Annotated in this window: 22 protein-coding genes; 14 read left to right on the top strand and 8 right to left on the bottom strand. The window is 70.5% G+C overall.

Translation table 11 applies throughout. The annotated features are described in order from the left end of the window. Nucleotides 1–13 precede the first annotated feature (13 nt). From ACFV9C_RS32005 to ACFV9C_RS31985, 5 genes are read left to right on the top strand one after another with little or no spacing between them, the layout of a single operon-like run. The gene (locus ACFV9C_RS32005; protein ID WP_380199283.1) at nt 14–1,975 is read left to right on the top strand and encodes a potassium transporter Kup; all 1,962 of its coding nucleotides are present in this window, start codon (nt 14–16) and stop codon (nt 1,973–1,975) included. Continuing rightward, complete coding sequence (locus ACFV9C_RS32000; protein WP_380199282.1) at nt 1,975–2,814, top strand: helix-turn-helix domain-containing protein; 840 nt, start codon at nt 1,975–1,977, stop codon at nt 2,812–2,814. The genes ACFV9C_RS32005 and ACFV9C_RS32000 overlap by 1 nt, the downstream gene beginning before the upstream one ends. Continuing rightward, on the top strand, nt 2,795–4,000 hold the full coding sequence (locus ACFV9C_RS31995) for an FAD-binding oxidoreductase (RefSeq protein WP_380199281.1): 1,206 nt from the start codon (nt 2,795–2,797) through the stop codon (nt 3,998–4,000). The genes ACFV9C_RS32000 and ACFV9C_RS31995 overlap by 20 nt, the downstream gene beginning before the upstream one ends. Further along, on the top strand, nt 3,997–4,587 hold the full coding sequence (locus tag ACFV9C_RS31990; protein WP_380199280.1) for a dihydrofolate reductase family protein: 591 nt from the start codon (nt 3,997–3,999) through the stop codon (nt 4,585–4,587). Before ACFV9C_RS31995 ends, ACFV9C_RS31990 begins: the two co-directional genes overlap by 4 nt. Beyond that, nucleotides 4,547–5,191 (top strand): DUF664 domain-containing protein, encoded by a 645-nt coding sequence (locus ACFV9C_RS31985; RefSeq protein ID WP_380199279.1) that lies wholly within the window; start codon nt 4,547–4,549, stop codon nt 5,189–5,191. Before ACFV9C_RS31990 ends, ACFV9C_RS31985 begins: the two co-directional genes overlap by 41 nt. Here ACFV9C_RS31985 and ACFV9C_RS31980 read toward each other — a convergent pair. Beyond that, nucleotides 5,188–5,802 (bottom strand): maleylpyruvate isomerase family mycothiol-dependent enzyme, encoded by a 615-nt coding sequence (locus tag ACFV9C_RS31980; RefSeq protein ID WP_380199278.1) that lies wholly within the window; start codon nt 5,800–5,802, stop codon nt 5,188–5,190. The two genes, ACFV9C_RS31985 and ACFV9C_RS31980, sit on opposite strands and share 4 nt — an antisense overlap. Nucleotides 5,803–5,890: 88 nt before the next feature. Here ACFV9C_RS31980 and ACFV9C_RS31975 point away from each other — a divergent pair, with 88 nt between their 5' ends. The 5 genes from ACFV9C_RS31975 to ACFV9C_RS31955 all read left to right on the top strand — a co-directional run bounded on the left by ACFV9C_RS31975 (nt 5,891) and on the right by ACFV9C_RS31955 (nt 10,030). Further along, nucleotides 5,891–7,105, top strand: coding sequence for a helix-turn-helix domain-containing protein (locus ACFV9C_RS31975; protein WP_380199277.1), 1,215 nt, complete (start codon nt 5,891–5,893; stop codon nt 7,103–7,105). 65 nt (nt 7,106–7,170) lie between these two features. Then, nucleotides 7,171–7,335: a hypothetical protein gene (locus tag ACFV9C_RS31970; protein WP_380199276.1), complete on the top strand. Its 165-nt coding sequence runs from the start codon at nt 7,171–7,173 to the stop codon at nt 7,333–7,335. 24 nt (nt 7,336–7,359) lie between these two features. After that, nucleotides 7,360–8,580 (top strand): DegT/DnrJ/EryC1/StrS family aminotransferase, encoded by a 1,221-nt coding sequence (locus ACFV9C_RS31965; RefSeq protein ID WP_380199275.1) that lies wholly within the window; start codon nt 7,360–7,362, stop codon nt 8,578–8,580. Then, complete coding sequence (locus tag ACFV9C_RS31960; protein ID WP_380199274.1) at nt 8,577–9,305, top strand: hypothetical protein; 729 nt, start codon at nt 8,577–8,579, stop codon at nt 9,303–9,305. The genes ACFV9C_RS31965 and ACFV9C_RS31960 overlap by 4 nt, the downstream gene beginning before the upstream one ends. After that, nucleotides 9,299–10,030 (top strand): amidohydrolase family protein, encoded by a 732-nt coding sequence (locus ACFV9C_RS31955; RefSeq protein ID WP_380199273.1) that lies wholly within the window; start codon nt 9,299–9,301, stop codon nt 10,028–10,030. The genes ACFV9C_RS31960 and ACFV9C_RS31955 overlap by 7 nt, the downstream gene beginning before the upstream one ends. An 18-nt stretch (nt 10,031–10,048) precedes the next feature. Here ACFV9C_RS31955 and ACFV9C_RS31950 read toward each other — a convergent pair whose 3' ends face one another. Genes ACFV9C_RS31950 through ACFV9C_RS31935 form a run of 4 tightly spaced genes read right to left on the bottom strand, consistent with a single transcriptional unit; the run spans nt 10,049 to nt 12,734 of the window. Then, a complete protein-coding gene (locus ACFV9C_RS31950; RefSeq protein ID WP_380199272.1) occupies nt 10,049–10,597 on the bottom strand; it encodes a GNAT family N-acetyltransferase in 549 nt (182 codons plus the stop codon). A 41-nt stretch (nt 10,598–10,638) separates the two neighbouring features. Next, nucleotides 10,639–10,977, bottom strand: coding sequence for a hypothetical protein (locus ACFV9C_RS31945; RefSeq protein WP_380199271.1), 339 nt, complete (start codon nt 10,975–10,977; stop codon nt 10,639–10,641). A gap of 53 nt (nt 10,978–11,030) precedes the next feature. Further along, nucleotides 11,031–12,146, bottom strand: a complete 1,116-nt coding sequence (locus tag ACFV9C_RS31940) for a CPBP family intramembrane glutamic endopeptidase (protein ID WP_380199270.1) — start codon at nt 12,144–12,146, stop codon at nt 11,031–11,033. 3 nt (nt 12,147–12,149) lie between these two features. Then, nucleotides 12,150–12,734, bottom strand: a complete 585-nt coding sequence (locus tag ACFV9C_RS31935; protein WP_380199269.1) for a TetR/AcrR family transcriptional regulator — start codon at nt 12,732–12,734, stop codon at nt 12,150–12,152. Nucleotides 12,735–12,780: 46 nt separating this feature from the next. On the opposite strand from ACFV9C_RS31935, the gene ACFV9C_RS31930 reads away from it, so the two are divergent. After that, complete coding sequence (locus tag ACFV9C_RS31930) at nt 12,781–15,261, top strand: beta-glucosidase (RefSeq protein WP_380199268.1); 2,481 nt, start codon at nt 12,781–12,783, stop codon at nt 15,259–15,261. An 18-nt stretch (nt 15,262–15,279) separates the two neighbouring features. Here ACFV9C_RS31930 and ACFV9C_RS31925 read toward each other — a convergent pair whose 3' ends face one another. Further along, the gene (locus ACFV9C_RS31925) at nt 15,280–16,251 is read right to left on the bottom strand and encodes an ArsR/SmtB family transcription factor (protein ID WP_380199267.1); all 972 of its coding nucleotides are present in this window, start codon (nt 16,249–16,251) and stop codon (nt 15,280–15,282) included. A gap of 59 nt (nt 16,252–16,310) precedes the next feature. Between ACFV9C_RS31925 and ACFV9C_RS31920 the strand changes: the two genes are divergently transcribed. From ACFV9C_RS31920 to ACFV9C_RS31910, 3 genes are read left to right on the top strand one after another with little or no spacing between them, the layout of a single operon-like run. Continuing rightward, entirely contained in the window at nt 16,311–17,555 is a 1,245-nt protein-coding gene (locus ACFV9C_RS31920) for a hypothetical protein (RefSeq protein WP_380199266.1), read from the top strand. Then, complete coding sequence (locus ACFV9C_RS31915; protein ID WP_380199265.1) at nt 17,467–18,276, top strand: ATP-binding cassette domain-containing protein; 810 nt, start codon at nt 17,467–17,469, stop codon at nt 18,274–18,276. Before ACFV9C_RS31920 ends, ACFV9C_RS31915 begins: the two co-directional genes overlap by 89 nt. Then, nucleotides 18,273–18,938 carry a hypothetical protein gene (locus tag ACFV9C_RS31910; RefSeq protein ID WP_380199264.1) on the top strand — a complete coding sequence of 222 codons (666 nt, stop codon included), beginning with the start codon at nt 18,273–18,275 and terminating at the stop codon, nt 18,936–18,938. The genes ACFV9C_RS31915 and ACFV9C_RS31910 overlap by 4 nt, the downstream gene beginning before the upstream one ends. Here ACFV9C_RS31910 and ACFV9C_RS31905 read toward each other — a convergent pair whose 3' ends face one another. Both ACFV9C_RS31905 and ACFV9C_RS31900 read right to left on the bottom strand, forming a co-directional pair. Beyond that, nucleotides 18,939–19,991 (bottom strand): LacI family DNA-binding transcriptional regulator, encoded by a 1,053-nt coding sequence (locus ACFV9C_RS31905; RefSeq protein ID WP_380199263.1) that lies wholly within the window; start codon nt 19,989–19,991, stop codon nt 18,939–18,941. Between the two features lie 4 nt (nt 19,992–19,995). Next, nucleotides 19,996–22,353 (bottom strand): glycoside hydrolase family 3 N-terminal domain-containing protein, encoded by a 2,358-nt coding sequence (locus tag ACFV9C_RS31900; RefSeq protein ID WP_380199262.1) that lies wholly within the window; start codon nt 22,351–22,353, stop codon nt 19,996–19,998. Between the last annotated feature and the right edge of the window lie 122 nt (nt 22,354–22,475).

Genomic DNA, 22,475 nt, shown 5'->3' with positions numbered 1-22,475 from the left:
ATCGTCCGGTGCCGTGACGGATCAGCAGGCGCCCAGCGCCGATGAAAGCCCTGGGCATACGACGGGGCACAGCGCGGCACACGACACGGTGAAGCTGGCCGTGATCGTGGGCGCCCTCGGTGTCGTGTTCGGTGACATCGGAACCAGCCCCATCTACACCCTGCAGACGGTCTTCAACCCGGAGGACCCGCACCCGGTGCCGCTCAGCGACAACAACGTGTACGGCGTGGTGTCGCTGATCTTCTGGTCGGTGATGATCATCGTCACCGTCACGTACATCATGCTCACGATGCGCGCCGACAACAACGGCGAAGGCGGCGTGGTCGCGCTGATCACACTGCTGCGCAAGTGGCGGCAGACGCACCCGGGCCGGAAGGCCGCCGCGGTGCTGGCGACGGTGGGCCTGTTCGGCGCGTCGCTGTTCTTCGGCGACGGCATGATCACGCCGGCGATCTCGGTGCTGTCCGCGGTCGAGGGGCTCAAGACGGTGCAGCCGTCGCTGGGCGAGTACGTGATCCCGATCACCGCGGTGATCATCATCGGGCTGTTCATGGTCCAGCGCCGCGGTACCGAGTCCATCGGCCGGGCGTTCGGACCGGTGATGATCGTCTGGTTCGCGGTGATCGGCGCGGCCGGGATCGGCGGCATCCTCACGCACGCGCAGATCCTGAAGGCGTTGTCCCCGACGTACGCGATCTCGTTCCTGGCCGGGCACTTCCACATCGCGTTCTTCGCGCTCGCGGCCGTCGTGCTGTCGATCACCGGCGCCGAGGCGCTGTACGCCGACATGGGCCACTTCGGCCGGAAAGCGATCAGCCGCGGCTGGCTGTTCCTCGTACTGCCGGCCCTCACGCTCAGCTACATGGGCCAGGGTGCGCTGATCCTGAAGAACCACGAGAACATCAGCAGCCCGTTCTTCCTGCTGGTCCCGAGCTGGGGCCGGCTGCCGCTGGTGCTGCTCGCGACCGCGGCGACCGTGATCGCGTCGCAGGCCGTGATCACCGGCGCCTACTCGGTGATGGCGCAGGCCGCCCGCCTCGGGTACCTGCCGCGGCTGCGGGTCACGCACACGTCGGCGACCACGATCGGCCAGATCTACGTACCGTTCGTCAACTGGCTGCTGTTCGTGTCGGTGCTGACGCTGATCTTCGCGTTCCGCAGCTCGGCCGCGCTGGCGTACGCGTACGGCATGACCGTGACCGGGACGATCAGCGTCACCACGCTGCTGTTCTTCTACGTCGCGCACTACCGCTGGAAGATCTCGAAGTGGGTGATCATCGCCGGCGCCACACCGCTGCTGCTGATCGACGGGCTGTTCATCGCGGCGAACCTGACCAAGCTGCTGCACGGCGCGTGGCTGCCGCTGCTGATCGCGCTCACCACGTTCACCGTGATGACGACCTGGCAGCGCGGCCGCGAGGTCGTCACCCAGGAGCGGGAGCGGGCCGAGGGCTCGTTGCAGGAGTTCATCGACGAGCTGCGCTCCGGCAAGATGCCGGTCCGCACGGTCCCCGGTACGGCGATCTTCCTGAACCGCGGCGGCGTCAGCGCCCCGCTCGCGCTCCGGGCGAACGTCGAGCACAACCAGGTCCGGCACGAGCACGTGGTGATCGTCGCGATCGACACCGAGCCGGTACCGCGGGTCGCCGAGGAGAACCGGGTCACGGTCAACGACCTCGGGTACGGCGACGACGGCATCACGCACGTCACGATCAAGTTCGGCTACATGGAGCGCCCCGACGTACCGGCCGCGCTGGCGCTGCTGGATCCGTCCGAGTCCGAGGGACCGCTCGACCTCGCCCGGGCGTCGTACTTCCTGTCGAAGATCGAGCTCCGGCGCGGCAAGGCCAAGACCATGGCGGGCTGGCGCAAGCAGCTGTTCCTCGCCACGGCGCACATCACCGCGGACGCCGCCGAGGCCTTCAGCCTCCCCCGCGACCGTACGGTCATCATCGGTTCGCACATCGAGGTCTGATGACCCAGACGTACGACGAGAGCGCGCCGGTGCCCGCACTGGCCGGTCTCGTCCGTACGGTCTGGATCCAGCGCACCGGCCCGGAGCCGTACCCGCAGCGGGACCTGCCGACGGGCGGCGTCGAGCTGCACTGCCCGGTGGGCGGCGTACCGCGGCTGATCGGGCCGTTGACGCGGGCGCAGCTGCAGGTGATCCCGCCGCGGACGACGATCGTCGGCGTACGGTTCATGCCGGGCGTGGGGACGCGGCTGCTCGGCGTACCGGCTGACGAACTGGTGGACTGCGCTGTCCATCTGTGGGGGCCGCTCGCGGATGCGATCGGGTCGGTGGTCGCGGAGGCGGCGGGTCCACAGTTGGCGTTGCTCGGCGTACAGCGGTATCTGGTGCGGCAGGAGCTGCGGCCGGATCCGGTGGTGGCGGAGCTGGTACGCCGGTTGATGCCGTGGGAGCCGTCCGCGATCGCGACGCTGGCGGACGACCTGTCGCTGTCGGAGAGCCAGCTTCGCCGCCGGTGCCTGACGGCGACCGGGGTCGGGCCGAAGGCGCTGCAACGAACGCTCCGCTTCCAGGGGTACCTCGCGCTGGCGCAGGCCGGTTTCGGGAGCGGGCTCGCGGACCTGGCGGCCGAGGTCGGGTACGCCGATCACGCCCATCTGACCAGGGAGTGCGTACGGCTGGCCGGGGTGACGCCGCGGGATCTGCTCGGCGACAAGGCCGACCGGTGCGACTGCGGGCACGACCACACCGCGTCGTGGGCGCCGTTCTTAGGCGCACGTTTCATTCAAGCGCGCCGAGCGGGTGCCGTCCTAACGTCGGTGCATGGAACTGATCGGGCCTGACCACGACCTGTACGACGTACTTCGCCGCCCGGCGCAGCCGCAGTACGACGCTGTCCGTCCGGCCGTGATCGCGCGCTGCCGGTCGACCGATGACGTGGCGGAGGCGCTCGCGTACGCCCGATCGCGGGGCCTGCCGGTGACTCCTCGCGGGGGCGGGCATTGCTTTGCTGGGCGGTCGTCCACGACCGGTTTGCTGATCGAGCTGTCTCCGCTGTCCGAGGTGTCGGTGGCGGACGGTCGGGCGACGATCGGGGCGGGGGCTCGGCTGGCGGAGGTGTATCGCGGGCTGCACGAGTACGGGCTGACGATTCCGGCGGGGTGTGGTCCGACGGTGGGGATCGCGGGGCTGACGCTCGGCGGCGGGCTCGGGCTGCTCGGGAGGCGGTACGGGCTGACGTGCGACCGGCTGGTCGCCGCGACGGTGGTGCTTGCTGACGGCAACGTTGTGGAGGGTGACGACGAGCTGCTCTGGGCGTTGCGGGGTGCGGGCGGCGGGCAGTTCGGGGTGGTCACGTCGTTGGTGTTCGACGCCGTACCTTCGCCGGCCGCGACGCGGTTCCGGATCAGGTGGGCGCGGGAGCGGGCCGCCGAAGTGATCGCCACCTGGCAGGAATGGGCGCCGGACGCTGCCGACGAGGTGACCGCGAGTCTGGCGGTGACGGGTGATCGCGTGGAGGTGTTCGGGGCGAGCCTTGACCGGTTCGATCCGGGGCCGTTCGTGGACGGTGAGATCGACGTACGCGACGACCTCAGCTGGCCTGAGCTCAAACGCAGTCTGTCGGAGGAGGATGACGAGCGTGTTGTGCACAGCAGGTCCGAGTTCGTCCGCGCCGCACTCCCCCGGGCGGTGATCGACGAACTCCTCGGCACCGGCTGCGAGCTGAACTTCACACCGATGGGCGGCGCGTACAACCGGGTCCCGGTCGACGCCACCGCGTTCGCCCACCGCGACGAACGCTTCCTCCTCGAACACGTCGGCACCGACCGGGACGCCGTACGCCGGTCCTGGTCCATCGCGCACCCGCACGCGTCTGGGCACGTCTACCCGAACTTCCCGGACCCCGACGTACCCGACTGGCACACGGCGTACCACGGCCCCAACTACGAGCGTCTGCTGAGCCTCAAGCACACGTACGATCCCACGAACACCTTCACGTTCCCCCAGGCACTCGGAGGCGCTCGATGATCCGCCTGTACATGAGTATGTCGCTCGATGGCTTCGTGGTCGGGCCGGACGACAGCGTCGAGGAACCGATGGGGCGCGGCGGCTTCCGCTTGTTCAACTGGCTCGACGACCGTGACTCCGACGGCCCGAGCGGTCAGGTGTACGCCGAGGCGCTCGCGACCGGCGCGCTGATCGCGGGACGCCGTACGTACGAGCACGCCGGACGGTGGCACGGCGACCACCACGACGGCGTACCGATGTTCATCCTCACCCACCGCGCGGACGACGTACCTCCCGGGACCGCCGTCTACGTCAGCGACGTCGCCGAATGCGCCGCCCGGGCGAAAGCCGCCGCAGGTGACCGAGACGTCCTGGTCCACGGCGCCGGCGCCGCCCAGGCGCTACTCCGGGCCGGTCTGCTGGACGAACTCGAACTACACGTCGTCAACGTCCTCCTCGGCCAAGGCCGGCGCCTGTTCGACAACCTGCCACCCGAGTACATCGAACTGGAGAACGTCCGCCAACTGCGCGACCGAGATGTCACCCACCTTCGCTACCGTGTCGTGAATGCCACCCGAGAAGACGCTGCTGCTCCGACACCTGGATGAGGTCCAACGCTCGCTGCTCTGGAAGGTCGAAGGCCTGAGCGACGCCCCCCTCCGTCAGCCGATGACGCCGACGGGGACGAATCTGATCGGGATCGTCAAGCACCTGACCGGGATCACCTACGGCTATCTGGTGGTGGCGTTCGGGCAGGAGCAGGCCGGCGACCGCATGTCCGACGGGCTCGACGACGAGGAGCTGTTCTTCGGGCTCGACCTGTGGGCGACGCCGGACGAGTCGGTCGAGGAACTCCTCGCGGCGTACCGGCGGGCCTGTGCGGCGGCCGCGCGTTCGATCGAGGCGCTCGAGCTGGACGCGACCGGGACGCATCACTCCGGGAACACGGTGACCTTGCGTGAGATGGTTCTGACCGTGCTGCTCGACACCACCCGGCACACCGGTCACGCCGACGTCGTTCGCGAGCTGACCGACGGGCGGGTCGGCAGCCGTCCAGGGGATCCGATGTCGCCGGACGACGAGGAGTATCTGCGGATGTATCGCGCCCGCATCACCGGTGGGATCGACCGGGACACGTGGATGGCGTATGTCCGTGGCCTGCCCGGCTATGACCCGGCGGTCTGGGAGGAGTTCCGGGCGCGGAACTCCTAGAGCCAGGCTGGGAGCGGCTCGGCGGGAGTGCCGTCCGGGGCGGTGACGTTGGTGTACGGACGGCCGGACAGGTACGCCGCGACCTCGGCGAGGGGACCGTGGACGTCCGGTACGTCGCCGCGTGAGGTGCGGATGTCGTCGCAGAGGCGGGTGAGGAAGTCGTTCGGGAGGTCGGCGAAAATGATGCCGGCGTCGAGGTCGACGGCGTGGATCATGACCTCGCGGGACCTCATCCACGGGACCTCGGTGGCCGGGATCGGGGCGCCGCGGGAGCTGCGGACCTGGGTCTGCCACTGGGCGTCGGTCAGCGCGGCCATCGACGCACGCAGTATGGCGCACGCCTCGTCGAACCAGGTCCGCAGCTCGTCCGCGGGCCGCGACGAGGCCTGCTCGATGTCGGCGTTCCGGGCGTCCGCGGACGGGTACATGTGGCGTTCCTCACCGGTCCGCGCCCAGTGCACGAGGTTTCCGAGGGCCTCCGCGTTCAGGGCCAGGTGCGCGGCCACGTGGCGTCGCGACCACCCCGGCAGCAGTGACGGCGCCTCCAGGTCGGCCAGTGCTCCGCGGCACAGCGCCGTACCCTCGTCGATCCAGTCCAGAACCCGGTCCATAACTGGAACGTAGCCCACGACGGCGCGGGTTCTTGCAGCGGTGGGGTCTTGTGGCGAGACTGACCCGCATGGAGGAGGGGACCTGCGCATGGTGACGACGATCGGAGTGGTGGGACCGTCGGACCTGGTCACCTCCAGCAGCCGGATCGTCAAGGGGCTGCGGGGTGTCGAGGTCGTTCCGCTGCGGTACCGGCGGGAGACCGACACGCCGAAGGTGATGGCCGAAGCGCCCGGCAGTGTCGACGCCTGGCTGTTCACCGGTGTGGTCCCGTACCAGATCGCCGCCGCGCAGGACCTGCTCGACCGGCCGGCCGCGCACGTCGAGTACACCGGCGCGACGCTGATGCGGACGCTGGTGCAACTGCTCAGCGAGGGTCACGACGTGACGTCGCTGAGTATCGACGTACTCGACGAGGCCGACGTCCGGGAGACGTTCGACGAGGTCGGGCTGCCGATGCGCGGCGTGAAGGTGCTGCCGTACCGGCCCGGGCTGAGCCTCGACGACATCGTCGCGTTCCACCGGCAGGCCAAGGCCGGCGTGGCGATCACCTGTCTGCGGTCGGCGTACGAGAAGCTCCGGACCGAGCAGACCACGGTGCGGCTCGCGCCGTCGGTGCACTCGGTGCGCGCCGCGGTGAACAGTCTGCTGCTCGTTCATGACGCATTGCGCAGTGACGATGCGCAGATCGCGCTCGGCCTCGTCGAGATCTCTCCGGACGCGGAGGGCGCGCTGCGCCGCGAGGCCGGCTCGCTCGGCGGCAGCGTGCTCCGGTACGACGACAAACGCTGGCTGGTGATCGCGACCCGCGGACCGCTCGAGCAGGCGACCGCGGCGTTCACCGAGCTGAGCATGCTGACCCGGCTGAAGGAGCAGTTCGGCCCGGTCCGGATCGGGTTCGGCATCGGCGGCTCCGGCACCGAGACCGAGGTCCTCGCCCGCCGCGCGCTCGGCCGCGCGAAGACGGCCGGACGTACGGCGGCCGTCGTGTCGCTGCGCAACGACATCGACCTGGTCCTGGTCGGCGGCGCCGCGCCCCGCGCGCAGCAGCGCTCGAAACTCCAGCTGCTCGCCCAGCGCGCCGGTCTGTCCAAGGCGACCCTCGAACGGCTCCAGGAGCTCGTCCGCGCCACGCCGGACGACGGGCTCACCACCCGCTCGGTCGCCGATCACCTCGGTATCCAGCCGCGGACCGCCCGGCGGGTGCTGAACCGCCTCGAGCGGGCCGGCCTCGCGGACGCCACCGGCACCCAGCTCGGCACCGGCAGCGGCCGTCCGCTGGTCGTGTACCGCGTCCACCTGTAGACCGTTCAGAGCTGATTGGTTCCCGAACGGTTGACGCACTCACGCACGTCCGGCTAATTTCAGCCATGACCGTAATTCGGTGCGAACTGTCCCGGGAGTACGGCGAGGTGCTGGTGAACATGCTCGGCGACGGGTGGTACACCGTGCCGCAACTGACCCCGGTCCGCGGCGCCGGGCACCGTGCGTGGGGCCTGTCCGACCGCGGCCTCGTCCAACCGCCATTGCCCTGAGCAACCAACGGAGGAATCGCTTTCATGGAGAAGCTCGCCAAGGACGGCGGTACGCCGGTGCGCACCGGGCCGTTGCCGTCGACGATGGACGCCAGTGGCCGGCGGTTCGGCGACGACGAAGTGAAGGCGGTCGAGCGGGTGCTGCGCAGCGGCATGCTGTCGGCCACCTGGGGCGTCGAGGTGCCGGCGCTGGAGATGGAGTTCGCCTCGCTGCTCGGCGCCGGGTATGCGGTCGCCTGCAGTTCGGGTACGGCGGCGCTGCACCTGGCCGTCGCGGCGGTAAACCCGGACCCGGGCGACGAGATCATCACCACGCCCATCAGCGACATGGGCACGGTGTTCCCGATCATGATGCAGAACGCCGTACCGGTGTTCGCGGACGTCGACCCGATCACCGGGAACCTCACACCGGAGACCGTCGAGGCCGCGATCACGCCGCGGACGAAGGCGGTGATCGTCGTACACCTGTTCGGCAAGCCGGCCGCGGTCCGGGAGCTGCGCGCGCTGTGCGACCGGCACGGGATCCTGCTGATCGAGGACTGCGCGCAGGCGTATCTGGCGCCGGTCGGCGACACGTACGTCGGCCGGATCGGGCACATCGGGTGCTTCAGCCTCCAGCAGACCAAGCACATCAGCGCGGGCGACGGCGGTTTGACCGTCACCGACAACGCGCAGCACGCGCGCCGGATGCGGCTGTTCGCGGACAAGGGCTGGCCGCGCGACACCGACGAGCGCACGTACCTGTTCCTGGCGCTCAACTACCGGATGACCGAGCTGGTCGCCTCGGTGACCCGCGCCCAACTGACCAAGCTCCGTGCGGTCGTCCAGGATCGCCGTACGGCGGCCGCCCGGCTGACCGCCGCGATCGGGGACCTGGCCGGCGTCACCGCACCGCCCGACGGCGGCGACCACGTCTACTGGCAGTACCCACTGATCATCTCCGCGGCGGCAGGCGACATGCGCGAATGGGCCGCCGCGCTCACCGCCGAGGGCGTGCCGGCGAACGGCGGCTACCTGACCAGCCCGCTGTACGCCGCCCCCGCGGTCCGCGAGCGAGTCACGTACGGCAGTTCCGGGTTCCCGTTGCAGGATGTCGAGTACCCGGTCGGCCTGTGTCCGAACGCCGAGGAGCTGATCGGCCGGACCCTGCTGGTCCTGCCCTGGAACGAGAACTACACCGACGCCGACGTCGACGACATCGCCGCCGCCGTCCGCAAGGTCCACAACGCACTGGAGCCCAAATGAGTGAAACGCCCCGGCTGCTCGACTGCGACATCCTGGTCGGGCACGACGTGACGACCGGGCGCTGGGGGCAGCCCGAGACGATCGCGAAAGTCCTCGCGGACAGCGGGATCTCCGGCGGCCTCGTGGCGGCGCTGCGGGCGGTGCACTTCGACGTACCGTCCGGGAACGCCGAGGCCGCGCACGTTGCCGCGGGCAACGGGTGGACCGCGTGTCCGGTGCTCGACCTGCGCGATCCGCTCGGCGCCGAGAAGGAGCTGGAGCGGCTGCTCGCGAGCGGCACGCCGCCGCGGGCGGTCCGGCTGGCGCCGACCGCACAGAGCGTCGAACCCGGGTACCCGGCGTTCGAACACGTGGTCCGGCTGCTCGCCGGCGCGGGGCTGACGATCTTCGTCGAGGGCGACGTCCGGAAGGTCGGACCGGCGCTGCGCGGGATCGGCGCCCGGGTGGTGTTCCTCGACACGCACTTCTACTACCTCGGCGACTTCGTGCTGCTGGCCCGTTCGGAGCCTGGGTTCCACACGTCGACGCGGATGCTGACCGGGCCGGACTCGCTGGAGATCGTCGCCGCCGAGGTCGGCGCGGAGCGGCTCGTGTTCGGCGCCCGTACGCCGTTCCACGAGACGCGGTCCGTCGTCCGCCGGTTGCTCTCGTCGAAACTGAGCCCGGACGAGATCGCGCAGGCCGGCAGCCGCAGCCTCGAGACCCTCCTGGAGCCCGCATGCTGATCGACGTCCACGCGCACTGGGGCCCGTGGTTCTTCTCGATGGACGTCGCGAGCATCGACGTGAACCTCGACGGCCTGGACCGGTTCGGCATCGACCTGCAGCTGGTCTCGGCGATCGAGGCGATCGTGTACGACGCCCCGCTCGGCAACCGCTCGCTCGCCGCGCAACTCCCGGCCGACCCGCGGTTGCGCGGCATAATCGTCGTCGACCCGCGACGGCTCGACGAGGCCCGCAAGGACCTCGACGAACTGCTCGCCGGCGACGGGCGGACGCGGTGGGTCGGCGCGAAGATCCACAGCGAGTACAGCCGGACCCCGATCAGCACGCCGCCGATGCGGGCCGCGATCGAGCTGACCACGGAGTACGGCCTGCCGACGCTCGTCCACACCTGGGGCGACACCGTGCTGGACCTCGCCGACGTCGCGGCGCGGGTGCCCGGCGCGCGGGTGCTCGCCGGGCACATGGGCGCGAACGGCTGGCCGCGCGTCCCCGAGGCGGCCGAGCGGTCCGACCGGATCTGGTTCGAGCCGTGCTGGTCCGCTCCGGAGGCGAACCGGATCCGCTGGATCCTCGACCGGATCGGCCACGACCGGATGATGTTCGGCACCGACGCAACCCTGATCGACCCGTCCGTCGCGCTGGGCGCCCTGGAGGCGGCGGAGCTTACCGCGGACGAGCACGCCGCGATCACCCACCGCAACGCCCAGGCGCTCTTCGGCCTCTGACGTTCCGGAAAGAATTCGTCAGCTGGTGACGGTTTCTTTCCGGAGAGAGCCGGTGACGAAGACCAGGATGTCGTGTTCGGGGCCGCGGACCTCGGGCTCGTGCCAGCCGAGGTGGCGGTAGAAGGCGATCGCGTCGTGGTTCTGGTTCCAGGCGAGCAGCCAGGCGCGGGTGTTGGCCTGGGTCGCCGCCTCCAGCAGGCGGCGGGCCAGTCCGGTGCCGCGGGCGCGCGCGCGGACGCCGAGCTCGTCGACCTCGAACGCGCCGATCAGCAGCTCCTCCACCTGCTCCGCCCCGATCCGGTCGAGCACGCTGCCGTACGACCGGTCCGTCCGGAACGGCGCCGGCGTCGTCCACCCGGTCAGGAACCCGGCGATCTGCCCGTCGTCCGAGCGTTCGATCCACGCCTGGAACCCGTCCCGCCCGGCATCACCCTCGAGGCGTTTCCGGAACGCGAGCCGGGTCTCCTCCGGGTCCCGGTGCTCGAACGGCGGCGCCGTGAACACCTCGACGTACGCCGTCGTCAGCTCGTCGGCGATCTCCAGGACGTCCCGCCCATGCGTGTACACCGCTCCAACCTAGGCGATGGAGCGGTGCGTCGTACGCCGAGTTACTTCGCGGCGGCCGCCTTCTCGAGGGCGGCCGGCGTACCGTCCGGAGCGGCTGCCGCGGCACCGCCGGCCGGAACGGCGTCGGGCGTGGCCGCGATCGTCTCCAGCTCGGACCGGAACTGCGGAAGCATCCAGCGCAGCGGCTGGTCCAGCACCCGTGCGATGGTCGCCTCGTCGACCTTCAGCAGGCCGCCGATCCGGGTGAGCGCATCCGGCTCGTCGGTGGCGGCGTACAGCAGATGGACGACCTCGTGCCGATGCGCGAACACCGCGAGCGCGGCGGCGGCCAGCCCGGCATCGATTTCAGGCGGACTCGTGATTTCCCCGTTGCTTGTCACGTCTCCAACAACCCGTCGGGGGGTGGATCGGTTACGCGTCAGTCTTCAGAGGTTCAGCTCGGCAGCCAGGAGACCTTGCCGAGGAGGTACGTCGCGCCGATCAGCGCGGTGGTGTCGATCAGGGTGTGAGCGACGACCAGCGGCATCACGCGGCCCCAGCGGCGGTACAGGTAGGTGAAGATCACGCCCATGATCACGTTGCCGGCGAAGCCGCCGAGGCCCTGGTAGAGGTGGTACGAGCCGCGCAGCAGCGCGCTGGTCGCGGTCGCCCGGCGGACGGACCAGCCGAGCTGGTCGAGACGGTGGTTGAGGTACCCGAGCACGATGACTTCCTCGAGTACGGCGTTCTGCGCGGAGACGGCGAACAGGATCGGGATCCGCCACCAGTAGTCCGGGAGCTGCGACGGGTCGACGGTCAGGTTCACGCCGGCCGCGTGTGCACCGATGTAGAAGAGGAGTCCCGCTCCCCCGATCACTGCCGCGATCGCCGTACCTCGGCCCAGGTCCCGCCGGCGGTCGCGCAGGTCGAACCCGATCGTGCTGAGCGACTCCTTGCCCCGCACCAGCAGATGCCCCACCAGCACGACCGGCACCAGGGCGGTCACCACCGCAAACACCTGCCACGCAAGGTCCAACCACGGCCGCCCCGGCGCCCGCGACCCCACAATCACCGCCGTCTGCCCACCAAGCGGCTTGCCCGACGTCAGCACCCCCGCAAACGAGATAACAGCCGCCACCCCCGACGCCCCCAACGAAAGCGCCAGCACCAACCAGACCTCCCGAGAGATCACCCGCCGCCCGACACCGTCGGGTGTGGAGGTGGCTGGCATCGAGCCGGCGGGCGCTCCACCCGCGGAGACGGCCGACGAGGCGGACGCCGCCCCGGAGACGGCGGCGGACGCTCCATCCCCGGAGACGGCGGCAGAAGCTGTCAGCCCGGAGCCCGTGGCGTCGGCCGGAGCCGCCGCACCACCACCCGGCGCCGCGACCGGCGCACGACGACCGGCAGCTGACACTGCGTCCGCCGCCGTGCTGGGCGGTGGGGTGGCCGACGCAGGCGCGGGGGTGGTGGGCGCCGCAGGCGCGGGGGTGGTGGGCGCCGCGGGCGCGGGGGTGGGTGGGGTGGCTTGGTCCGCGGTTGGGTTGGGGGGTTCGGCGGACTTTGTCATGGGTCAACTATTGCGCGGGCGGACGGACAGGAGGGTGAGGAGGTGGTTGAACGCGTCTGCGGGGGGTGTGGTGAGCGCGTACTGGGACTGGACCTGGAGGCCGTCGGAGACGGCTATCAGGAGGGTGGCGATGGTGTCGGGGTCGGCATCCGGCGTGAGGGTGCCTTCGGACTGGCGGGTGCGGATGGTGGCGGCGAGGCGGGCGCGGATGGTGGCGTAGCGGTCGACGAAGAACTCGTGGGACGTGTGCTCGGGGTCGCCCGCCTCGGCGGAGAACGTGGAGTAGAGCTGCACCAGACCGGACACGGTCCCGTTGTGCCGGATCACCGCCTGCAGCCCGTCGATCGGGTCCTCGTCGGCGAACCGCGCGGCATCGACCTCGTCGCGGGCCCGCAGTACCTCCTCGAAGAGCTTCTCCTTCGAGCCGAAGTAGTGCAGCATCCCCGCCTCGCTCAGCCCGGCGGCGGCCGCCAGCTCGCGCGTCGACGTCTTCCGGTAGCCGTGCCGCGCGATCACCTCGAGCGCCGCGCGCAGGATCTCGGCGCGCTTCGCGACCCCCTTGGCGTACGGACCCCGGGAACTAGCCATACCCAAAACCTAGCATCACTCGGTTTTCGGTCGTAGCATTCTCGCCATGAACTTCGACGACCTGCTCGGCCGGCTCTCCCTGGAGGAGAAGGTCCGGATCCTCACCGGCCAGGACTTCTGGTCCACCCATGCGCTGCCGTCGATCGGCCTCCGCTCGATGGTGCTGTCCGACGGCCCGAGCGGCGTCCGCGGCCCGGTCTGGGACGAGCGCGACCCGTCGCTGAACCTCCCGTCCGCCACCGCGCTCTCCTCGTCGTGGGACGTCGGGATCGCCCACCGGTACGGCGTCGTGTCGGCGCTCGAGGCCCGCCGCAAGAACGTCGACGTCGTACTCGGCCCGACCATCAATCTCCACCGATCGCCCCTGGGCGGCCGGCACTTCGAGGCGTTCAGCGAGGATCCGGTGCTGACCGCGGACCTCGCCGCCGCGTACGTCGCCGGCGTTCAGGAGCTCGGCGTCGGCGCCACGCCGAAGCACTACGTCGCGAACGACTTCGAGACCGACCGCTTCACCGCGAACGTCGAGGTCGACGAGCGCACGCTCCGCGAGGTGTACCTGCTCGCGTTCGAGAAGGCCGTCACCGAGTCGAAGGCGTGGCTGGTGATGAGCGCCTACAACTCGATCAACGGCGCGACCGCGTCCGAGAACGACCTGCTCGAGACCCCGCTGAACACCGACTGGGGTTTCGACGGCGTGGTCGTGAGCGACTGGACCGCCGTGCGCAGCGTCGAGAGCGCCAAGCACTCGCAGGACCTGGCAATGCCCGGCCCGATCGGCGCCTGGGGCGACGCCCTGGTCGCGGCGGTCCGCTCCGGCGAGGTCAAGGAAGACGCGATCGACCGGAAGGTACGCCGCATCCTCGCGCTGGCTGCCCGCGTAGGCGCGCTGGAAGGCACTGCCAAGCCGGCCGACCCGCCGCAGGTGGACGGACCAGCCTTCGCCCGAATCGCGGCAACCGAAGGCACCGTCCTGCTCTCCAACAAGCGCACCGACGAGCAAACAGGTGCCACTCAGGGAGAGCCGGGCGAGGGGCCGGGCGCACCGGCGGGCGCTGGGCAGGGTGAGTTGCCTTGGCGGGTGGACCAGCTTGCGAGGGTTGCTGTGATCGGGCATAACGCTCGGGATGCTCGGACGCAGGGTGGTGGGAGTGCGACTGTGATCCCGGACAAGGTTGTCTCGCCGCTTGATGGGATTCGGGCGGCGCTTCCTGGCGCGGACGTCAGCTACTCGATCGGTGCGGTTGTGCAGGAAGGTGTCGCGGAGTTGCCGCTCGGTACGATGACGAACCCGCAGACCGGTGGGCAGGGTGCCCGGGTGCGGTTCCTGGCGGCGGACGGTGCGGAGTTGTTCGCCGAGGACCGGTTCTCCAGCGGGCTCGTGTACCTCGGCGGCAACGCGCCGATCGGCGACACCGCGGTCTTCGAGTTCCGCACCACTTGGACGCCGGCCGAGTCCGGCCCGGTCAACCTCGGCTTCGCGTCGGTCGGCCACGGCCGGATCTTTGCCGACGGCAAGCTCCTCCGCGAGGACACCGCCGTACCGGTCGGCACCGACCTGGGCGCCGCGCTGCTCTCCCCGCCGTCGATCTCGACCCCGCTCGACGTCACCGCCGGTACGCCGGTCGACGTACGGATCGAGCTGGATCTGCCCAAGGTGGAGGGCGGCCTGAGCAACGCCCTGAGCGTCACGGTCGGCGTCGAGCCGGCCAACGACGACCCGCAGGCGCTGATCGACGAGGCCGTCGCCGCCGCCCAGGACGCCGACGTCGCACTCGTTGTCGTCGGCACCAACTCGAAGGTCGAGTCCGAGGGGTACGACCGCACCGGCCTCGCGCTGCCCGGCCGGCAGGACGATCTGGTCCGCGCCGTCGCGGCCGCGAACCCGCGTACGGTCGTGGTCGTCAACGCGGGCTCCCCCGTCCTCCTCCCCTGGCGGGACGACGTCGCCGCGGTGCTGGTGACGTACTTCGGCGGTCAGGAGTACGGCGACGCGCTCGCCGACGTGCTGCTCGGCCGGACCGAGCCGGGCGGCCGCCTCCCCACCACCTGGCCGCGCACGGAGGCCGACGTACCGGTCATCAACGTCACGCCGGACAACGGCGTCGTGCGGTACGACGAGGGCATCCACATCGGGTACCGCGCCTGGCTCAAGGCGGGGACCGAGCCGGCGTACGAGTTCGGCCACGGGCTCGGGTACACCACCTGGGAGCTGTCCGCCCTGCGCGCCAACGACCCGTCGTCGGTCGCGCTGACGGTCCGCAACACGGGCGACCGCGCCGGCAAGCATGTCATCCAGGTGTACGTCGAGCGCCCGGACAGCGCGGTCGACCGCCCGGTGCGCTGGCTCGCCGGGTTCGCCGTCGTACGGCTGGACGCCGGACAAGCCCGGGAGATCACCGTCAACCTGCACGAGCACACCCTCGAGCACTGGGACAACGGTTGGATGACCGAGCCAGGTGCTTTCACGATCCGAGCCGGCTCGTCGGTTTCGGACCTGCCGCTCTCCACGGAGCTTCAGGTCCGTTAGCTGCCCGGCTGCACGAGCTCAACGGGGCTCGGGAGGGTTCGATGCCGGCCGTCGTACGACGCGGCGGCCGGTGTCGGACTGCCAGTACAGCACCGACCGTCCAGAGCGCCGGCGCTCCAGCAGACCGGCATCGGTCAGCACCCGCAGGTGGTCGGAGATGGTCGCGAGCGACAGCCCGGTCGTTGCCGCGAGCAACGTCGTACTGACCGGCGCGGCCGCCTCGGCCAGGATCAGCGCACGGTTGCGGCCGAGCAGCTGCACCAACGGCTCGTCCGGCGTCTCGGTCGGCGCGAAGATGCCGGTCACCGGGTACGTCAACGCGAAGCGGTCCGGTAGCCGCCAGCTCACGTTGACGCGCTGCGTGTGCGCCGCGATGAACATCAGGTCCCGCCCGCGGACGTCGGTCGGCGGGTAGTCCCAGCGGTTCACCTGGATCCGCCCGTCGCCGAGCCACCGCACGTCCGGGCCAAGTCCGCGCAGTACGCCGGACCACCCCTGCTCGCTGAGCCGCGCCGTACGGGACACGACGTCGGCCTGCAGCACCCGCAACCGCCGCGGCCAGTCGGGCTCGACCGTCTCCGTCCACACCCAGCGCAGCAGCTCCGCCGCCGCCTCGGACAACCCGGACGTCTCCTGGATCACGGCCGGCAACGGCGTCCGTACGACGCTGAGGTCCGCGCGGATGTGGTCGTCGTCGAGTGACGTCAGGTACGCGAGCTCCGCCTCCAACGTGAGGTCCGGCTCGAGCGGCGGCACGGTCAGGAAGTCCGCGGCCCAGCTCACCCCGAACGCGCTGTCGAGCAACGCCGCCCACAACGGGTGCGCGTCGAGCACCGCCCGGAACGCCGCCACGTGCGCGTCCTTCCACGGCCGGAACCACGGCTCGACCGGCGCGCGCAGCAGCTTCAGCGCGGCCACCGTCTCGGTAAGTTGCGACGTACCGAACCGCGCGTTCACAAGCGTGTCGGCATCGACCAGGAATTCGGACAACGTTTCGCCTCCACCCGAAACTGTAGGCGGCAACGAGCAGGGCGTCGATCCTGCACACCATGGGCACCTACCGGGCGATCTTCGCCAACGCCGAGTTCCGGAACCTGTGGATCGGGAGCGCGCTGAGCAACGCGTCCGCGACGATGACCAGCCTGACGCTCGCGCTGATGGTCGACACCGCGACCGGGTCGGCGCTGCTGTCCGCGATGATCATGTTCGGCCCGTCGCTCGCGCAGGTACTCGGTCTCTCGACGCTGATGTCGGCGGCGGACACCGCACGGCCGCGGCAGGTGCTCACCTTGCTGAGCCTGCTCGCGACTGTCGAGGTCGCGGCGCAGGCCGCCTTCAACCTGCCGCCCGGTGCCAGGCTGGTGCTCGCGCTCGCGCTGGCGTACGGGTTGTCGATCGGCTCCGGCGCGCGCTGGGGTCTGCTGAGCGAGGTGGTCGATGAGCGGCAGTTCGTGCTCGGCCGGTCGGCGATCAACCTGTCGGTCGGCGCGATGCAGATCGCGGGGTTCGGGATCGCCGGCCTCCTGCTGCAGACGCTCAGCCCGTCGACCGTCCTGTGGATCGCCGTCGGGTTCTCGGCGGTCGCCGTACCGGCCAACCGGTTCGGGCTCCGGGACCGCCCGCCGCGGCGGGTCGCGCGGACCGGTCTCGCGGAGATCTGGCGCGGCAACCGCACGCTGCTCGCGGACCGGCGTACCCGCCCGTTGTTCGTCGCGCTGGCGATCCCGAACGGCCTGGTCGTCGGGTGCGAGGCGTTGTTCGTTCCGTACGCCGGTTCGCGCGCGGGCTGGCTGCTCGCCGCCGGGGCGGCCGGGATGATGACGGGCGACCTCGTCGTCGGGCGCTTCCTGACCCGGAACGGCCGCCGGATCGCGGCACGGGTGCTGCGGCTGGTGCTCGCCGTACCGTTCCTCGCGTTCGCGTTCGACCTGCCGCTCGCGGTGCTCTGCGTACTGGTCGCGATCGGCAGCAGCGGGTACTCCGCTTCGCTGGCCCAGCAGGAGTTGCTCGTGGACCTCACCCCGCCGGAGCTGCGCGGGCAGGTCCTCGGGCTGGAGTCGGCGCTGCGGATGACGACGTTCGGCGTGGTCGCGATCCTCGCCGGCGCCCTCGCCGACCTGACCACACCCGCACCGGCGATGACTGTGTGCGCCGCGGCTTCACTGCTCGTCTCGCTTGCCCTGACCCGCCCTCTAAGCTCGCTGCATGGACGTGGTGCGGTTGCGGGAGGTCTCCAAACGGTACGGACGGCGGGAGATCCTGACCGGCGTCGACCTGCACCTGAACGCGGGTGAACTGGTCGCGCTGATCGGCGCGAACGGCTCCGGCAAGTCGACCGTACTGCGGTTGATGGTCGGCCTCTCGCACCCGTCGGCCGGCTCGGTCGAGCGGGACGCCCGCGTGGTCGGCTACGTCCCGGACGTGTTCGGGTCACACGATCGGCTGTCGGCCGCGACGTACCTGATGCACGTCGGGCGGATCCGCGGGCTCAGCGCGCAGGCTGCCCGCGAGCGCTCGCACGAACTGCTGGAGCGGCTCGCGCTGTCGGGCGGCGCGGACACCCCGATGCGCAAGCTGTCGAAGGGTAACGCGCAGAAGGTAGCGCTCGCCCAGGCACTGCTCGAACCGCCGCAGCTCCTGGTGCTCGACGAGCCGTGGTCCGGTCTCGACGCCACCGCGCACACGACCTTGCGCGAACTGTTGACCGAGACCGCCGAGCAGGGCGCCGCCGTCGCATTCACCGAGCACTCCGCCGAGACCGTCCGTACCACCGCGACCCGCGTCTGCGAGCTCAAGCACGGCCGGCTCACGACAACGGAACAGCAGCTCAGCCTGACGGAGGTCTCGTTGGTTCCGGGCGCGGAGATCGACTGGGCACAGCACCCCGACGTCCTCGACGTACAGCGGCAGAACGGTCACATCACGCTGACGCTGCCGACCGGCCGGCACGACGCCGCGCTGCTGACCGCGTTGAACCACGGCTGGTCGGTCACGACCGTACGGCGGCTGCGATGACGGCCCAGATGGCGGCCCTGTACCGGTACCTGATGCACAACGTCCTGCTCTCCCAGCGTTACCTCCCGCCGATGCTGATCTTCTTCGGCGCGCTCGCCGTCGGTACGGCGTCCGACAACGGCCCGCTGCAGTCGTCGTACGCGTTCGGCGTGCTGGTGATGCTCGTCTGCTCGACCTGGCTGACGGTCGCGATCGTCAACCACGAGGACGCGACGCAACGTCAGATCACGCTGGTCACGGTCGGCAGCTCGCTGCGTGTCCTCGCGGTCACGATCGCGGTGGTGGTCACGTGGTGCGTGCCGCTGGTGCTGTTCGGGCTGATCTGCCCGCTGGTCACCGGCGATCATCACGCGACCGCCGGCGACGTACTCGTCGGGGCGCTCGCGATGCTCGCGTCCGCGATGATCGGGATCGCGATCGGCGTCGTGTGCTCGCGGCTGCTGATCCGCCGGATCGGGATCGCGATGCTGACCGCGGCGACGCTGATCCTGCTGATGACGGTGCGCCGGATCTCGCCGGTCAGTGCGCTGATGAAGGTGCTGTCCGACGACAGGTCCGCGACCGCGAACGCCGTACCGACGACGCTGCTCGCGGCGCTGTGCCTGGCCGTCCTGGTCGCCGCCGTCCTCGTGGTGCGGACGGTGTCCGACCGGAAGGAGTAGTCAGGAGGCCGCGATCGACGACAGGCCGTGGTGGGTGGCTGAGCCGCGGACGATCAGCGAGGTCGCGAGTTCGACGTGGTGCGACGCGACCGGCTCCCCCGCGGCCAGCTGCAACGCGGTCCGGAGTGCGACCGCGCCCATCTCGCGCAGCGGCTGGCGGACCGTGGTGAGCGGCGGCGACGCGAGCCGGGCGACCTCGGTGTCGTCGAAGCCGACCAGGCTGAGCTCCTCCGGCACCCGCAGGCCGCGCGCCCGGGCCGCCTCGAGCACGCCGAGCGCCACCTCGTCGCTGCCGGCGAAGATGGCGGTCGGCCGGTCCGGCAGGTCGAGCATCGCGGACCCGCCGGCCACGCCGTCGTCGTACAGGAAGTCGCTGAGCCAGATGTACTCCGGCGGGATGCCGGCGCCGACCGACTCCATCGCGTTCCGGTAGCCGCTCATCCGGGCCTGGTTGCAGCGCGACGTCGGCGGGCCGCCGATGTACGCGATCCGCCGGTGCCCGAGCGACAGCAGGTGCTGGGCCGCGGCCATCCCGCCGGCGAAGTTCGTCGAGCCGACACTCGTCACGTCCGGCTCCGGGGTGTTCGCCGGGTCGATCACCACCATCGGCACCCGGGCCCGGGACAGCGCCGCCAGGTCGGCCTCGGACAGCTCGCTGGTGAGGCCGATGGCGGCCCGGCGGTCGTTCGCGATCAGTTGCCGGATCCAGGTCGCGGCCCGGCCCGGGGCGGCGCCTGTCGACGGCGGATGCTTCGGCCGCGAGTTCAGCACGACGTCGACGCCGGCCGCCTGGCCGGCCTCGACCACACCCTGGATCACCTCGACCGAGTACGCGTTGACGACGCCCTGGTAGAACAGCTCGACCGTGTCGCGCTGCACCGGCTCCGGGCGGCGTCCGACGTACCCGTGCTTCTCAAGCACGTCCTGGACGCGGGCCCGGGTGGCCGGGGAGACGTCGCTGCGCCCGTTCAGCACCTTGGAGACCGTGGCGATCGAGACACCGGCCGACCCCGCCACGGTGGCCAGGGTGACGCGTCCCTTCAACCGCGACATGTCGTCACCCTCCTCCTGGGTCCGCGCTGATCGTCACCGGCGTCGTCAGGACCCGGTCGTGCCCCACCACCCTCACATCCCCAGTCATTCGCAGCATCGCACGACACGGCAGGTCCAGGGCAGACGTGCCCACCATCACGTCGAACTCTCCCGGCTCGACGATCCGCCGCAGATCCGGAGCCGTGTACGCCGTGCGATCGGCGTGCACGCGGAACGTGACCTCGGCCGCCTGCCCCGGCTCCAGCGACACCCGGGCGAACCCGGTCAGCAGCTTCAACGGCCGCGCGACCTGGGCGACCAGGTCCCGCAGGTACAACTGCACGACCTCGGCACCGGCGCGATCACCGGTGTTCCCGACCCGCACGGTCGCGGTGAACTCGCCGTCGCTGCCGATCTCGGACGCGCTCAGCCGCAGGTCGCCGACGGAGAAGCTCGTGTACGACGCGCCGTACCCGAACGGGTACAGCGGCCGCGTCTCCAGCCCGCTGATCCCGGCGCTCTCGACACTGCCGAGCGCGGGCTGCAGGTACGTACCGGGCTGCCCACCGACGTGCCGCGGGATCTGTACCGGCAGCTTGCCGCTCGGCACGATCCGCCCGCTCAGCACGCCCGCGATCGCCGCGGCACCTTCCTGGCCCGGGATGAACGCCTGCACCAACCCGGCCAGCCGGTCCGCGTACGCACCCAGCGCGTAGGGCCGACCCGACACCACGACCAGGACAACCGGCTTCCCGGTATCGAGCAACGCGTCAACCAGCTCCCCCTGCACACCAGGCAGCCGCAGATCCTCCGCGTCACACCCTTCTCCGGAGGTCCCATGCCCAAACAACCCGGACAGATCACCAACGAACGCAACCACCACGTCACAGTCCTGGGCCACCGCCACAGCCTGCTCGAACCCGGAGCGATCGTCCCCCGTCACACCACATCCCCGCGCATACTCCACCCCTCCCAACTCGTTGCGCAGGGCATCAAGTGGCGACGGGATCGTGATGCCCAGTCCACGCTCGGGATACCGCGGCAGCACATGGTTCGGGAACGCGTAGCAACCCATCAGCGTCCGCGGGTCGTCGGCGCACGGGCCGACCACAGCCACCTTCGCACGGTTGGTGAGTGGGAGCGCGGTGCCTGCGTCGAGGAGAACGATCGACTTCTCGGCCAGCTCGGCACCGATGGCCCTGTTCTGTTCCGAGTCCAGGTCGATCGGCTTGTCGCTCACCGAGGATTGGGGAGTCCAGTCGGCGTCGAGGAGACCTAGTTCGGCCTTTTGCCGCAGGACACGTGTTGCTGCTCGGTCGATCAGGTCCTCGGAGATTTCGCCGGAGCGGACCTTCGCGACGAGCCCGGCGTACCCGATCGTGTCCGGCAGTTCGACGTCCGTGCCGGCGGTCAGCGCGAGCGCGCCCGCGTCGGCGTCGTCCGCCGCGACGTGGTGCATCGACGCCAGGAACGGGACCGCCCAGTAGTCCGAGACGACCGTTCCCTCGAACCCCCAGTCCTCCCGCAGTACGTCGGTGAACAGCCACGGGTCCGCGCCCGCGGGCAGTCCGTCGAGGTCGGCGTACGAGCTCATCACCGACCCGGCGCCGGCCGTCGCGATCGCGGTCTCGAACGTCGGCAGGATGATGTCCAGCAGTTCGCGCCGTCCCATCGACACCGGCCCGTGGTTCCGGCCGGCGCGCGAGGCGGAGTACCCGGCGAGGTGCTTCAGCGTCGCGAGCACGCCCGCGCTCTGCAGGCCACGGACGTACGCCGACCCCAGAATCCCTACCAGATAAGGGTCTTCGCCCATCGTCTCCTCGACCCGGCCCCACCGGTAGTCACGCACCACGTCGAGCACCGGCGACAACCCCTGGTGCACGCCGACCGCGGCCATGTCCCGCCCGATCGCGGCCGCCATCCGCTCGACCAGCTCCGGGTCGAACGTCGCGCCCCACGCGATCGACGCCGGGTAGACGGTCGCGCCGTACGTCGTGAACCCGGTCAGGCACTCCTCGTGCACCAGCGCCGGTACGCCGAGCCGGGACCCTTTGAGCACGACCTCGTGCTGGCGGATCACCTCCGCGACACCCTGCTCGACCGACTGCGGGTAGCTGCCCCAGACCCGGGTGAGGTGCCCGAGACCGTTCCGGCTCGCGTCCTCCAGCGACAGCGAACCGCCGGTCGAGAACACGTCCTCCATCGGCGCGACGTTGATCGTCTCGTCCTCGGGGAGCTCCTGGTCGGCCATGTCGTTGCCGGCCCAGCGGCTGCCGAGCTGCGCGACCTTCTCCTCCAGTGTCATCGCGGCCAGCAGCAGTCCGGCCCGCTCGGCGGCGGGCAGCGACGGGTCGGACCAGGGCCGCTCGGTCGAGATGGACAAGAAAATCTCCCTTGATGAACATTCGTTTCGGTGAGCAATTATCGAAAACTTTTCGAGGATCGCCCAACATCCCCGCCGCAGTCGCTCGGTGCTGTGAAACTCCTGTATGACCAGGCGATTGC

The organism is Kribbella sp. NPDC059898, from assembly GCF_042730855.1.
Lineage (GTDB): Bacteria > Actinomycetota > Actinomycetes > Propionibacteriales > Kribbellaceae > Kribbella.
This window is presented reverse-complemented; position numbering and strand designations above follow the sequence as displayed.